Source organism: Paraburkholderia sp. BL9I2N2 (genome assembly GCF_004339745.1).
GTDB lineage: Bacteria > Pseudomonadota > Gammaproteobacteria > Burkholderiales > Burkholderiaceae > Paraburkholderia.
The window spans coordinates 4,551,372-4,565,107 of sequence record NZ_SMGP01000001.1; the positions used below are offsets into that span (position 1 = coordinate 4,551,372).

A 13,736-nucleotide genomic window follows, 5' to 3' on the forward strand; every position below is an offset into this window, starting at 1 on the left:
ATCATGAACCCGATCGAACTTTCATTCGAATTCTTCCCGCCTAAAACGCAGGAAGGCGTCGACAAGCTGCGCGCCACACGCGCCCAGCTCGCCACGCTCAAGCCCAAGTTCGTGTCCGTCACGTTCGGCGCCGGCGGCTCGACGCAACAGGGCACGCTCGATACCGTCGTCGATATGGCGAAGGAAGGGCTCGAAGCGGCGCCGCACGTGTCGTGCATCGGCTCGTCGAAAGAGAGCCTGCGCGCTATTCTCAACGAATACCGCGCGCATGGCATTCGCCATATCGTCGCGCTGCGCGGCGATCTGCCGTCCGGCATGGGCGAAGTCGGCGAGCTGCGCTATGCGTCGGAACTGGTGAGCTTCATCCGCGCCGAGTTCGGCGACTGGTTCTGGATCGAGGTGGCCGGCTACCCGGAATACCACCCGCAGTCGCGCTCGCCGCGTCACGATCTGGAAAACTTCGCCCGCAAGGTGAAGTCCGGCGCCAATTCGGCGATCACGCAGTACTTCTTCAACGCGGACGCGTACTTCCGTTTCGTCGACGACGCAAAAAAACTCGGCGTGGATGTGCCGATCGTGCCGGGCATCATGCCGATCACGAACTTCTCGCAACTGATGCGTTTCTCGGAGATGTGCGGCGCTGAAGTGCCGCGCTGGATCGCGCGCCGGCTGGAAAGCTTCGGCGACGATCGCGAGTCGATTCGCGCGTTCGGGCTGGATGTGGTGACCGACCTGTGCGGGCGTCTGATCGACGCCAAAGTGCCGGGTCTGCACTTCTACACGCTGAACGGCGCCGCAGCGACCAAAGCGATCTGCGAACGGTTGGGCGTTTAAGCTCCTATCACGTTGTCGAGACGAAACCGCGCGGCTGACGCAGCCGTGCGGTTTTTTTTCGCGCCGCAAATGCCATGCGAGTGTCAGGCGAATGAAGCCGGAATGACCAATCCGACGCTGGCACAATCGTCGCAACGGCCGCTGCGCCGCAACAAACACGCCTGCCCGACCCAAGCTTGCGGCGCGTAAGCCCGCATTGAACCCGATTTTTGTGCTGTCTATGATCAAAGCGCAGCTGACGTGGCTGCTGTGCGGAGAACGTGATGACGGTATCCAAGTTGCTGTTTGCAGTTCGCCAAACCTGCCTTCCGGCGTTGAGCGTCTGTGCGGTTCTGAGCGCCGGGTTTTCGCCCGCCGTCGCCGACGCGGCCAAGCTGCCTGACAAGACCCTCGTGTTCTGCTCCGAGGGCAGTCCGGCGGGCTTCGACAGTGCGCAATACACCACCAGCGTGGAGTTCAGCGCGGGGTCGTACACGGTCTACAACCGCCTGATCGAGTTCGCGCACGGCAGCACGGATATCGAGCCGGGTCTCGCCGAGAAATGGGACGTGTCGCCGGACGGGCTGACCTATACGTTTCATTTGCGCCACGGCGTGAAGTTCCAGACCACGGCGTTCTTCAAGCCGACGCGCGAATTCAACGCGGACGACGTCGTCTTCACCTATCAGCGCATGCTCGATCCGGAGCAACCGTTCCGCAAGGCGTACTCGGTGCCGTTCCCGTATTTCACCGATCTGGGCCTCGCCAAGAACATCACGAAGGTCGAAGCGGTCGATCCGTACACGGTGCGTTTCACGCTGAAGGAAGTCGACGCACCGTTTTTACAACAGATCGCGATGCCGTTCGCCTCGATTCTCTCGGCGGAATACGGCGATCAGTTATTGAAAGCGGGTAAAGCGTCGGATATCAATCAATATCCGGTCGGCACCGGTCCATTTATTTTCCGCAGCTATACGAAAGACGACACGATTCGCTTCGACGGTAATCCCGACTACTGGAAGCCGGGCGTCGTCAAAGTCGGCAAGCTGATATTCGCGATTACCGTCGATCCGGCCGTGCGTCTGCAGAAACTGAAACGCGGCGAATGCCAGGTGATGTCGTATCCGCGTCCCGCCGATATTCCGACGGTGAAAACCGATGTGTCGCTCGTCATGCCGAACGAGGTGGGTTTCAACCTCGGCTATATCGCCTACAACACCACCAAAAAGCCGCTCGACAACGTGCTGGTGCGCCGCGCGCTCGATATGTCGATCAATAAGAAAGCGATTATCGAGTCGGTGTATCAAGGCGCGGGCCAGGCGGCGACCAACCCCATGCCGCCGACCCAGTGGGGCTACGACAAGAATCTGAAGGACGCCCCGTACGACACCGAAAAAGCCAAAGCGCTGCTGAAACAGGCAGGTTATCCGGACGGCTTCGATTTGACGCTGTGGGCCATGCCGGTTCAACGGCCTTATAACCCGAATGCGCGGCTGATGGCGGAAATGCTGCAATCCGATTGGGCGAAGATCGGCGTCAAAGTGAAGATCGCCACCTTTGAATGGGGCGAATATATTCGCCGCGGCCATGCCGGCGAGCATGAAGCCATGCTGATCGGCTGGACCGGCGATTATGGCGATCCGGATAACTGGCTCGGCGTATTGCTGGGCTGCGACGCGGTCAACGGCAGTAACTTTTCCAAATGGTGCTACAAACCTTATGACGATTTGATCAGAAAGGGCCGTGGCACGACCGCTCTGCCTGAGCGCACCAAGGCTTATACGGAAGCCCAGGAAATTTTCAAGGATCAGGTTCCGTTCACGCCGATCGCCCACTCCACGGTCTATCAGCCGATCAGCAAGAACGTCACGGGCTTCAAGATCGACCCGTTCGGCCCGACGCAATTCATGAATGTGGGTCTGAAATAAGGCCCGCGGGCCGTTTTTTGCTAAGACGACCCTCTAAAGCCGCATGCTCCGGCCAGCGCCGGCGTGCGGCGGCCCTTATGCCCGAATGGTTTCCGATCGTCCACGCTGCGTGGGATCGGAGTAACCGGCAAAGCGGTAACTCCGATCGACACACCTGGAATTTCCTCCGCTTGGTGCTGTGAGCCAAGCTCAAGTAATATCGCGCTACGCCGGCGGGAGCCGGCCACGAACCTGGAGGAAACATGAAGCAAAACAATCTGTTGCGCGCCGCGCGTGTTACGACGCTCGTCGCAGCTGCAGCGGCATCGATGGTGGGCGCAAGTGTCGCCCGCGCTGAGATTCCGAACAAAACCCTGGTCTACTGCTCAGAAGGCAGCCCTGCGGGTTTCGATCCTGCCCAATACACCACGGGCACCGATTTCACGGCTAATACGTTCACGGTCTACAACCGTCTCGTCGAATTCGAACGCGGCGGCACCAAGGTCGAACCGGGCCTCGCCGAAAAGTGGGACGTGTCCGCGGACGGCAAGACGTACACGTTCCATCTGCGTCATGGCGTGAAGTTCCAGACCACGTCGTTCTTCAAGCCGACGCGCGAATTCAATGCAGACGACGTCGTGTTCACGTTCCAGCGCATGCTGGACCCGAACTCGGCCTTTCATAAGGCTTACCCGGTCCAGTTCCCGTACTTCACGGACATGGGCCTCGACAAGCTGATCACCAGCGTCGAAAAGGTCGATCCGTACACGGTCAAGTTCACGCTGAAGGAAGTCAACGCGCCGTTCATCCAGAATCTGGCAATGGAATACGCGTCGATTCTCTCGGGAGAATACGGCGACCAGTTGATGAAAGCCGGCAAGGCCGCCGACATCAACCAGTTCCCGGTCGGCACGGGCCCGTTCATCTTCCGCAGCTACACGAAGGACGCGACGATCCGCTTCGACGGCAATCCGGATTACTGGAAGCCGAACACGGTGAAGATCTCGAAGCTCATCTTCTCGATCACGCCGGACGCCGGCGTGCGCGTGCAGAAGATCAAGCGCGACGAATGCCAGGTGATGAGCTATCCGCGTCCCGCCGACATCGCGCCGCTGAAGGCTGAAGCGAACATCGCGATGCCGTCGCAACCGGGCTTCAACCTCGGCTACCTCGCGTACAACGTGACGCACAAGCCGGTCGACAAGGTCGAAGTCCGTCAGGCGCTCGACATGGCGATCAACAAGAAGGCGATCATCGACTCGGTGTACCAGGGCGCGGGCCAGGCAGCCACGAATCCGATGCCGCCGACCCAATGGTCGTACGACAAGAACCTGAAGGGCGCGTCTTACGATACCGACAAGGCCAAGGCCCTGCTGGCGAAGGCTGGCTACCCGAACGGCTTCGACATCACGCTGTGGGCGATGCCGGTGCAACGCGCGTACAACCCGAACGCCCGCCTGATGGCGGAAATGATCCAGGCCGACTGGGCCAAGATCGGCGTGAAGGCGAAGATCGTCACGTATGAGTGGGGCGAGTACATCAAGCGCGCTCACGCAGGTGAGGACGACACGATGCTGATTGGCTGGACCGGCGACAACGGCGATCCGGACAACTGGCTCGGCACGCTGCTCGGCTGCGAAGCGGTGAACGGCAACAACTTCTCGAAGTGGTGCTATAAGCCGTTCGACGACCTGATCCAGAAGGGTCGCGTCACGTCCGATCAGGGCGCGCGCACGACGGCTTACATGCAGGCGCAGCAGATTTTCGCGCAACAACTGCCGTTCTCGCCGATCGCTCACTCCACGGTGTACCAGCCTGTCAGCAAGAAGGTGGTGGACATGCGCATCGAACCGCTCGGCTACGCGCGTTTCGATGGCGTCAGCATCAAGTAATTCGTCGAGCTAGTCGTAAAATTCGCGCAGTACGCTTTTCGCACGGTTAGAAAACTGGTCGAAATGGTCCGGCGACCGGGGTCACGAGCCCTCGTCGCCGGTTGCGTTTTTTCTTCACCAAGACCATAGGGACGAACCATGTTCCGCTTTGTTTTGCGCCGCATCGGCATGGTGATTCCGACCTTCATCGGCATCACGATCCTCGCGTTTGCGCTGATTCACCTGATACCGGGCGACCCCATCGAAGTGATGATGGGCGAGCGCGGCGTCGATCCCGCCATGCACGCCGCGGCGATGCACCGGCTCGGGCTCGACGAATCCTTGCCGATGCAGTACGTCCACTACATCGGGCGCGCGCTGCACGGCGACCTCGGCACCTCGATCATCACCAACACCAGCGTGATGGGCGAATTCCTCGCACGCTTTCCCGCTACCGTCGAACTGTCGATCTGCGCGATGCTGTTCGCGCTGATCGTCGGCTTGCCGGCGGGCGTGTTCGCGGCGTTGCGGCGCGGCACGGTGGTCGATCACGGCGTGATGGGCACGGCCCTCACCGGCTATTCGATGCCGATCTTCTGGTGGGGCTTGATCCTCATCATGGTGTTCTCCGTGAAGCTCGGCTGGACGCCGGTGTCCGGCCGCATCGCGGTCGAATACGACATTCCGCACGTGACCGGCTTCATGCTGATCGACGCGATGATGTCCACCGACGAAGGCGCGTTCAAATCCGCGCTGAGCCATCTGATCCTGCCGGCCATCGTGCTCGGCACGATTCCGCTGGCGGTCGTCGCGCGCATGACGCGCTCGTCGATGCTCGAGGTGCTGCGTGAGGACTACATCCGTACCGCGCGCGCGAAGGGCTTGTCGCCGGGGCGCGTGATCGTCGTGCATGCATTGCGCAATGCGCTGATTCCGGTGGTGACGGTGATCGGTCTGCAGGTCGGCACGCTGCTCGCGGGCGCTGTGCTGACCGAGACGCTGTTTTCGTGGCCGGGTATCGGCAAGTGGTTGATCGACGCGATCGGCCGGCGCGACTATCCGGTGGTGCAGGGCGGTATCCTGATGATCGCCACGCTGGTGATCGTCGTGAACCTCGTCGTCGATTTGTTGTACGGCGTGCTGAATCCGCGCATCCGCCATACGAGGTGAACCGAAATGGCAGACATTCAAAATACAGTCCCCCAGTCGGTCACTCCTCCGAGTGGCCGCGCTATCGCCGCCCGGGAATTCTGGGCGAATTTCTCGCGTAACCGTGGCGCGGTCAGCGCCGGCGTCATCGTGCTCGTGCTGATCTTCATCGCGATCTTCGCGCCGTTGATCGCGCCGCACAGTCCGATCGAGCAATACCGCGACTTCGTCAAGATTCCGCCCGCATGGCTCGAGGGCGGCAACTGGAAGTTCATTCTCGGCACCGACGAAGCGGGCCGCGACATCCTCTCGCGTCTGATGTACGGCGCGCGGCTGTCGTTCTGGATCGGCTTCGTCTCGGTGGTGCTCGCGTTGATTCCCGGCGTCGTGCTCGGTCTGATCGCGGCATTCTTCGAGAAGTGGGCCGACACGCCGATCATGCGCATCATGGACGTGCTGCTCGCGTTGCCGTCGCTGCTGCTCGCCGTCGCGGTGGTGGCGATCATCGGTCCGGGTCTCGTCAACACGATGCTAGCAATCGCGATCGTCGCGCTGCCGGGCTATGTGCGTTTGACGCGCGCATCGGCACAGGGCGAGTTGCAGAAGGAGTACGTGACGGCCTCGCGGGTGGCGGGCGCCGGCACCTTGCGTCTGATGTTCTCGCAAGTGCTGCCGAACTGCACCGCGCCGCTGATCGTGCAGGCCACGTTGGGTTTTTCGTCGGCGATTCTCGACGCCGCGGCTCTCGGCTTTCTCGGCCTCGGCGTGCAACCGCCGTCGGCGGAGTGGGGCGCGATGCTGGCCTCGGCGCGCGATTACATCGACAGCGCCTGGTGGATCGTCACCATGCCGGGTCTGTCCATCCTGATCTCGGTGCTCGCGATCAATCTGCTCGGCGACGGGCTGCGCGACGCACTCGATCCCAAACTGAAAAGGATGGCCTGACATGAGTACCTTATTGACCATCCGCAATCTGGCGGTGAACTTCAACGGACTGCCCGCTGTCGACCGGATCAACCTCGATGTCGCGCCGGGCGAAGTGGTCGGCGTAGTCGGCGAATCGGGCTCGGGCAAGAGCGTGACGATGATGGCGCTGATGGGCCTGATCGACGCACCGGGCATCGTGACCGCCGACGAAATCACCTTCAACGGCAAAAACCTGCTGAAGGCGTCAGCGAAGGAACGCCGCAAGATCATCGGCAAAGACATCGCGATGGTGTTCCAGGACGCGCTCACCAGTCTGAATCCGAGCTACACCGTCGGCTATCAGATCAAGGAAGTGCTGAAGCTGCATGAAGGCTTGCGCGGTAGTGCGTTGGACAAGCGCGCGCTGGAACTGCTCGATCAGGTCGGCATTCCCGACCCGAAAGGCCGCATTGGTTCGTTTCCGCATCAGATGTCGGGCGGCATGAACCAGCGCGTGATGATCGCGATGGCGATTGCCTGCAACCCGAAGCTGCTGATCGCCGACGAGCCGACCACCGCGCTCGACGTGACGATCCAGGCGCAGATCATGGAGCTGCTGATCAAGCTGCAGAAGGAACGCGGCATGGCGCTCGTGCTGATCTCGCACGATCTGGCCGTAGTGTCCGAGGTCGCGCAACGCGTCGCGGTCATGTACGCTGGCGAAGTGATCGAGACCAACCGCGTGCCCGACATCTTCGCCGCGCCGCATCATCCGTACACGGAAGCGTTGCTGGCGGCGATTCCCGAGCACAATGTCGGCGCCGTGCGGCTCGCTGCATTGCCGGGCATGGTGCCGGGTCGCGACGACCGTCCCAAAGGATGTCTGTTCGCGCCGCGCTGCAAGTATGTGGTCGACGACTGCATGAAAGCGCGGCCCGCGCTCGCGCCGATGCAAGGTCACGCTGAAGTGGCGCGCGTGCGCTGCATCAAACCCCTGAACCTGAGCGGCGACGCCAACGTTCACACCCATGGAGGCGCACGATGAACGCAGTACTCGAAACGCGGCGCCAGTCGGACCATGCGGGCGATCACGTGTTGGTCGCGGAGCAATTGGCGCGCTACTACACGGTCAAGCGCGGCATGTTCGCGTCGGGCACGGTGAAGGCGCTCAACGGTGTCTCGTTCGCGCTCGACCGCGGCAAAACCTTGGCGGTGGTCGGCGAATCCGGCTGCGGCAAATCGACGCTCGCGCGTCAATTGACCATGATCGAAGCGCCCACCGCGGGCCGTCTGTTGATCGACGGTGAAGACGTGGCCGGCGCCGATCACGCGAAAATCGCGGCGCTGCGTCGGCGCGTGCAGATGGTGTTCCAGAACCCGTTTGCCTCGCTGAATCCACGCAAGACCGTCGAGCAGACGCTCGGCGAGCCGCTTGCGATCAATACGCAACTAAGCGTGACCGAGCGCGCCGAACGGATCGCGCAGATGATGCGCACCGTCGGTCTGCGTCCGGAACATGCGAAGCGTTATCCGCATATGTTCTCCGGTGGTCAGCGCCAGCGCGTGGCGATTGCTCGCGCGATGATTCTCGACCCGCAGATCGTGGTCGCCGACGAACCCGTGTCGGCGCTCGACGTGTCGATCCAGGCGCAGATTCTGAATCTGTTCATGGATCTGCAGGAGCAGTTCAAGACCAGCTACGTGTTCATCTCGCACAACCTCTCGGTGGTGGAGCATATCGCCGACGACGTGATGGTGATGTACTTCGGCGGCGTGGCGGAGCTCGGCGACAAGAAGCGGATTTTCTCGAACCCGCGTCATCCGTACACGCGCGCGCTGATGTCGGCCACGCCGTCGATCTTCGAGGCGGATCGCACGATCAAGATCAAGCTGCAAGGTGAAATGCCCTCGCCGCTGAATCCGCCGTCGGGTTGCACGTTTCATCAGCGCTGCCCGTACGTGATCGACCGCTGCCGCAGCGAAGAACCGAAGCTGCGTGAAGTGGATGGCCGCCAGGTGTCGTGTCACCGCGCCGAGGAGGTGGGGGACGTGGATGCCTGATGGGTTGGCGGCGCGTCGTCTTACGCGCCGCTTGCGTGATGGCGGCCTGAATGCTGCTTTCACGCGGCGCTGGAGGGCGCGTGCACTGACCGGTGCCGCGCTCTTCGGCGTTTGTTCCGTATTTCATCCCGGCGTCGGGCCGATCGGCGTCGCGCATGCCGCCGGGGCGGCCGCCAATGCACCCGCGCAGGCGGGGCGTCCGGCGCTCCCGGTGCCCAACATGCCGGCGCCGCCACGCACCAGTTTGCCGGGCCTCAATCCGCCGCCCGTTGCGCCGCCTGCCTTGCCGGGCACCACGGCGAGCGGCCCGGTGCGCGCGCAGCCGGCGCGCATGCCGTTCTATGTCGCGACACGCGGCACGACCACCATCTACGTGCTGGGCACGCTGCATGTCGGCGATCCCGCCGACTACCCCGCCAATCAGCCTTTCCGCGCGCCGATCCTCGGCGCACTCGCCGCCTCGCCGACGCTGGCGCTCGAACTGTCACCCGACGAACTGCTGGTTTCGCAAGACGACGTCTCGAAGTACGGCGTCTGCCGGCGCGACTGTCTGCCGGGATTGCTGCCCGAGCCTTTGTGGCACAAGCTGGCCCTCCGGCTGCACGGCAACCCGGCGGCGCTCGACGCCATCAAGAAGATGCGGCCGTGGCTCGCTTCGCTGCTGGTCGAAACCTACGATTCGCTGAGTGCCGGCCTGCAGACTGAGTACGGGTCGGAAGCGCAACTGCAAAATGTCTATCTCCGCACGCGCGGCAAGATCGTCGGTCTGGAGACGTTGTCGCAGCAGATGCGCGCGTTCACGGGACTGTCGCTCGCGCAGCAGCGCGAGATGCTGGCGCAGGATCTGGTGCAGACGCCGGCGGAAAACGTCGCGGATGTGCGGACCTTGCACCGTCTGTGGCGCGTGGGCGATGCGGATGCGATCGCCGCCTGGCAGGCCGCGAAATCCGAAAAACTGGCTCGCGACAAACGCATCTCCGATTCGATCGACAACAAGATCGTCTATGACCGCAACCGCCGCTTCGTTTCGCGGATGCTGCTGATCGCCGCGCCGAACAAGCCGGTTTTCGTGGCGATCGGCGCGTTGCATCTGGGTGGCCGCAAAGGCGTGCTGCAGATTTTGCGGCAGCACGGGTTTGTGGTGGAGGCGGGTTGAGCTTCATCGCAGCCCGGCACGAGATCTACGCAGCGACTCAAACGTCCTAAACCGTATCGGCCGTTCGGCCATCACGGAACCGGCATCTGAAGCGCCCAGTCCGACGCTCACGTGTGCCACAAACCGCTCGCGGCACACGCAGCCATAGCGGCCTTTAGCGCTTCGGTCACTTCCTTGACCACCGGCGCCCAATCCCCCAGCACCGCCTGCCGGAACAACCTCATCCCCGGATACCACGGCGAGTCGCGGCGTGCTTCCAGCCAGCGCCAGTCCGAATTGGCGGGCAACATCAACCACACCGGTTTGCCCAACGCGCCCGCCAGATGCGCGACGCCAGTGTCCACGGCGATCACCAGGTCGAGATTCATGATCAACGCGGCCGTGTCTTCGAAACTGTTCAATTCGGCGGTGAAATCGTGGGCACGCAAAGCGGGCGGCGCGTCGGCCAGTTGCGCATGCGCCGGGCCTTTCTGCAGCGCGTACCAGGCGACGTAGTCCGACTCGCCGAGCGCGCTCAGGTCGGTTAGCGTCATCGAACGATAGCGGTCGTTGCCGAATGTAGGACTGCCGGCCCAGACGAGGCCCACCTTGCGCTTCGATTTGTCGGTCGCGCCGAGCCGTTTGCGCCATGCCTTGATCTTCGCTTTATCGGCGAACAGGTAGGGCATGTCTGCGGGAATGTCGGAGAGATCCATGCCGATGCACGACGGCACGCTCATCATCGGTACCCAGAAATCGTATTCGCCGCCGGGCTTGCCGCTGAACGCGCGATGCACGCCCGCGATCCGTTCGACCAAAGGTAGCAGCGGTTCGCGCACGCACAGGTCGACCGTCGCGCCGCGTTGGGCGAGCACGCTTGCAAAGCGCAGGAACTGGAAGTGGTCGCCGAAACCCTGCTCGCCGACCAGCAGCAGACGACGTCCTTCGAGCGGCTCGCCATGCCATTCGGCCACGCCCGGCACCGCGATTGCGTCATAGTCGCTCTTGCGCCAGCGCAGCGCGAATTCAGCCCAGCCTTGCCGATAGTCGCCGCGCTTGAGCAACAGCCACGCGAGATTCTGATGCGCGTCGGCGTAGTGCGGATCGAGTGCGAGCGCCCGGCGGTAAAAGCCTTCCTCTTCGTCCAGCCGGCCTTGCGCACCGAGCGATCCGCCCAGACACACGAGGTGAGTCGGAATCGGTTTGAGTGCGACCGCATGCCGGTAATGCGCTTCGGCGCCCGCGTAGTCGCCGAGCTTACCGATCAGGCTGCCCAGATTGACGTGCGCCTCCGCATAATTCGCGCGCAGCGCCAGCGCCCGCTCGAAGCTGGCGATCGCCGCGCCTTGGTCGCCACGCGCTTTATGTGCATTGCCTGCGTTGAAGTGCGCTTCCGCCGATGTTGGATCGAGCGACAAGACCCCGCGATAGCACGCCAAGGCTTCGTCGAAACGCGCGAGTTTGCTGAGCGCCGTGCCGAGATTCAAATGCGCGTCGAGCAGCGTGGGGTTCGAGGCCAGCGCCAACCGGTACTGTTCGATCGCTTCCTCCAGGTCTCCGTGCGCTTGCAGTGCGACGCCGAAGTTGTTGTGCGCGTCGGCGAAATCAGGTTGGAGTTGCAGCGCCTGGTCGTAGCAGATCATCGCTTCGTCGAGATGGCCGAGCGCGGCGGCCACGAGTCCTCGGTTGCTCCAGCAGGCGGCATCGTGACGGTCGAGTTTGAGCGCGCGGCTCATCAGGCTGGCGGCGGCGTCGTGATTACCACGCTGGTATTGCAGCACGCCGAAGTAGTGCAGCGCTCCCGTATGGACGGGATCGAGCACGAGGGCTTCGCGATAGAGGGATTCGGCGGCGTCGGGTCGGTTGGCCTGATGCGCTTCGAGCGCGGCGTCGACCAATGAGGCGAGGTAAGCGGCGTGCGGCGGTTCGTTGCGCGCGCGATCAGACTGGGATTGATGTTCCATGGAATCTGCGGGAGAGCGTCGGTGGCGCGCGCTGCGCGTACCGGCGCGTGTGGATGGGAGAGCGTCCAGCATCGTATGGTCGCCCCCCATTTCCCGACGATCGGACGCATCCTAATTCGGTTGCGTCCGTGCCGTGCAGTGAGTCCATTTCACCGACGTATCGCGGAGATATCCTGCGATACGTCGGCGTTCCTTCACATCAACGGTAAGAGTCCTACAAAAACATCAGGAAATTCAGCAGCAAGATATTCACGATCAGCAAGGTCAGCGCGGTCGGTATCTGCACCTTGATCACCGCGTTCTTGTCCGGCAATTCCAGCAGCGCGGCCGGCACCATGTTGAAGTTCGCGGCCATCGGCGTCATCAGCGTGCCGCAGTAGCCGGAGAACATGCCGATCGCGACCATCACCGCCGGGTTGCCGTGAAACACGCCCACCAGAATCGGCACGCCGACACCGCCGGTCATCACCGGGAACGCGGCGAAGCCGTTGCCCATCACCATGGTGAAGAGCGCCATGCCGATGCAGTACACGGCCACCGCGATGAAGCGATAGTCGAGGCTGATGTAGGCCGTCGTCACGTGCGCGACGGCCTTGCCGACGCCTGCGTCCGAGAACACGAGGCCGAGCATGCCGAGCATCTGCGGCAGCACGGCGGCCCATGACAGCGCGTCGACCAACCGGCGCGTTTCCTTCATCGACTGGCCGACGGTGTCGCGCGTCATCACGCAGGCAATCGCGAGCGCGATCACGCAGCCGATGCCGAAACCGATCAGTGTGACGTTGGCCTTCTCGATCAGCGGCATGCCGCCGAACACCAGATGGCTCGCCGACAGCGTGATGATCACGGTGACGACCGGTATCGTCAGCGCGGGCACGAACAGCTTGTTACGCAGACGCGCGGCGCTAGCCTTACGCGCTTCGAGCGACAGCACTTTCGGCTTGCCCGCGGTCACGCCGCCGAAGCCGGCAATCAGCGCCATCACGATCACGAGCACACCGACCACGGCGGGCGGCAGCTTGTCGCCGATCAGGAAGATCAGCGCGTAGAGAATCCAGAAACCGCCGGCGGTAAAACGGCGCGGGTGATCGTTGTCCGTGACGATCATGCCGCCGACAACCAGCAGCACCACGCCCAGCAGCCAGAACAGATAGGTAATCGTGAGCGTCATGCTTTGTCTCCTGCGGCGGATTGCGTCGACGAACCAGCGACGTTGCTCGCCGGGGCATTGCCGCGCAGTTCGCGCTCGAGCTTGCGGTCGAGCAGATACAGACGGAAACCGTGAATGATGAACGCGCAGATGGCGGTCGGAATGCCCCACACGGCCACGTGAATCGGCTCGACGATGATCCCCGCTTCTTTCAGGAAGGTGGTCATCAGCACGATCGCGCCGAACGCGACGAAGATGTCCTCGCCGAAGAAGAGGCCCACGTTGTCGGTCGCCGCGGAGAACGCGCGCAGTTTGAAACGCACCGCGTCGCTGATCTTGCCGAAGCGGGTTTCGGTCGCGCCTTCGGCCATCGGCGCGATCAGCGGACGCACCATCTGCGGATGGCCGCCGAGTCCGGTCAAACCGACCGCCGCGGTCAGCTCGCGCACCAGCAGATAGACGATCAGGAGACGCCCGGCGGTGGCGGCCTTGATGCCGCCGATCCATGTTTGCGCGCGCTCACGCAGGCCATGCCGTTCGAGCAAACCGATCACGGCGAGCGGCAGGAGAATGATCAACGGGATATTGCGGGTCTTGATGAAACCGGTGCCGATCTCGGCGAGAATCTTTTCAGGCGGGAAGTGCGCGGCCAGGCCGGTGATAATCGCGGCGACCGCCACGATCAGCATCGGATTGAACCGTAATAAAAAGCCGACGATGATGACGGCCACGCCAATGAGCGGCCATAGACTAACTGTTGTCTGCATCTGGATCTCCAAA

11 protein-coding genes are annotated in these 13,736 nt (G+C 62.7%); 8 read left to right on the forward strand and 3 right to left on the reverse strand.

Features of this window, described 5'->3' with window-relative positions; translation table 11 throughout:
* The first annotated feature begins 3 nt into the window (after positions 1–3).
* The 8 genes from metF (at position 4) to B0G74_RS20785 (ending at position 9,863) form a co-directional block, all read left to right on the forward strand.
* On the forward strand, positions 4–834 hold the full coding sequence (metF, locus tag B0G74_RS20750; RefSeq protein WP_132376631.1) for a methylenetetrahydrofolate reductase [NAD(P)H]: 831 nt from the start codon (positions 4–6) through the stop codon (positions 832–834).
* A 263-nt stretch (positions 835–1,097) separates the two neighbouring features.
* On the forward strand, positions 1,098–2,741 hold the full coding sequence (locus B0G74_RS20755) for an ABC transporter substrate-binding protein (protein WP_132376632.1): 1,644 nt from the start codon (positions 1,098–1,100) through the stop codon (positions 2,739–2,741).
* A 242-nt stretch (positions 2,742–2,983) separates the two neighbouring features.
* Positions 2,984–4,612 carry an ABC transporter substrate-binding protein gene (locus B0G74_RS20760; RefSeq protein ID WP_132376633.1) on the forward strand — a complete coding sequence of 543 codons (1,629 nt, stop codon included), beginning with the start codon at positions 2,984–2,986 and terminating at the stop codon, positions 4,610–4,612.
* Positions 4,613–4,750: 138 nt separating this feature from the next.
* On the forward strand, positions 4,751–5,761 hold the full coding sequence (locus B0G74_RS20765; RefSeq protein WP_091798153.1) for an ABC transporter permease subunit: 1,011 nt from the start codon (positions 4,751–4,753) through the stop codon (positions 5,759–5,761).
* Between the two features lie 6 nt (positions 5,762–5,767).
* Positions 5,768–6,685 carry an ABC transporter permease subunit gene (locus B0G74_RS20770; RefSeq protein ID WP_106284839.1) on the forward strand — a complete coding sequence of 306 codons (918 nt, stop codon included), beginning with the start codon at positions 5,768–5,770 and terminating at the stop codon, positions 6,683–6,685.
* A gap of 1 nt (position 6,686) precedes the next feature.
* Positions 6,687–7,691, forward strand: coding sequence for an ABC transporter ATP-binding protein (locus B0G74_RS20775; RefSeq protein ID WP_132376634.1), 1,005 nt, complete (start codon positions 6,687–6,689; stop codon positions 7,689–7,691).
* Positions 7,688–8,707, forward strand: a complete 1,020-nt coding sequence (locus B0G74_RS20780) for a peptide ABC transporter ATP-binding protein (RefSeq protein WP_132376635.1) — start codon at positions 7,688–7,690, stop codon at positions 8,705–8,707. Before B0G74_RS20775 ends, B0G74_RS20780 begins: the two co-directional genes overlap by 4 nt.
* Positions 8,700–9,863 (forward strand): TraB/GumN family protein, encoded by a 1,164-nt coding sequence (locus B0G74_RS20785; RefSeq protein ID WP_132376636.1) that lies wholly within the window; start codon positions 8,700–8,702, stop codon positions 9,861–9,863. The genes B0G74_RS20780 and B0G74_RS20785 overlap by 8 nt, the downstream gene beginning before the upstream one ends.
* Positions 9,864–9,970: 107 nt before the next feature.
* Here B0G74_RS20785 and B0G74_RS20790 read toward each other — a convergent pair whose 3' ends face one another.
* The 3 genes from B0G74_RS20790 to B0G74_RS20800 all read right to left on the reverse strand — a co-directional run bounded on the left by B0G74_RS20790 (position 9,971) and on the right by B0G74_RS20800 (position 13,723).
* Complete coding sequence (locus B0G74_RS20790) at positions 9,971–11,806, reverse strand: tetratricopeptide repeat protein (RefSeq protein ID WP_132376637.1); 1,836 nt, start codon at positions 11,804–11,806, stop codon at positions 9,971–9,973.
* Positions 11,807–12,020: 214 nt separating this feature from the next.
* Positions 12,021–12,977 carry a DUF979 domain-containing protein gene (locus B0G74_RS20795; RefSeq protein WP_132376638.1) on the reverse strand — a complete coding sequence of 319 codons (957 nt, stop codon included), beginning with the start codon at positions 12,975–12,977 and terminating at the stop codon, positions 12,021–12,023.
* Entirely contained in the window at positions 12,974–13,723 is a 750-nt protein-coding gene (locus B0G74_RS20800) for a DUF969 domain-containing protein (protein WP_132376639.1), read from the reverse strand. The genes B0G74_RS20795 and B0G74_RS20800 overlap by 4 nt, the downstream gene beginning before the upstream one ends.
* Positions 13,724–13,736 lie beyond the last annotated feature (13 nt).

Bases quoted from the DNA above. Each gene is read 5' to 3' on its own strand.
- B0G74_RS20780 (WP_132376635.1), top strand. From the start codon at position 7,688: ATGAACGCAGTACTCGAAACGCGGCGCCAGTCGGACCATGCGGGCGAT.
- B0G74_RS20765 (WP_091798153.1), top strand. From the start codon at position 4,751: ATGTTCCGCTTTGTTTTGCGCCGCATCGGCATGGTGATTCCGACCTTC.
- metF (WP_132376631.1), top strand. From the start codon at position 4: ATGAACCCGATCGAACTTTCATTCGAATTCTTCCCGCCTAAAACGCAG.
- B0G74_RS20755 (WP_132376632.1), top strand. From the start codon at position 1,098: ATGACGGTATCCAAGTTGCTGTTTGCAGTTCGCCAAACCTGCCTTCCG.
- B0G74_RS20760 (WP_132376633.1), top strand. From the start codon at position 2,984: ATGAAGCAAAACAATCTGTTGCGCGCCGCGCGTGTTACGACGCTCGTC.
- B0G74_RS20770 (WP_106284839.1), top strand. From the start codon at position 5,768: ATGGCAGACATTCAAAATACAGTCCCCCAGTCGGTCACTCCTCCGAGT.
- B0G74_RS20800 (WP_132376639.1), bottom strand. From the start codon at position 13,723: ATGCAGACAACAGTTAGTCTATGGCCGCTCATTGGCGTGGCCGTCATC.
- B0G74_RS20785 (WP_132376636.1), top strand. From the start codon at position 8,700: ATGCCTGATGGGTTGGCGGCGCGTCGTCTTACGCGCCGCTTGCGTGAT.
- B0G74_RS20790 (WP_132376637.1), bottom strand. From the start codon at position 11,806: ATGGAACATCAATCCCAGTCTGATCGCGCGCGCAACGAACCGCCGCAC.
- B0G74_RS20775 (WP_132376634.1), top strand. From the start codon at position 6,687: ATGAGTACCTTATTGACCATCCGCAATCTGGCGGTGAACTTCAACGGA.
- B0G74_RS20795 (WP_132376638.1), bottom strand. From the start codon at position 12,977: ATGACGCTCACGATTACCTATCTGTTCTGGCTGCTGGGCGTGGTGCTG.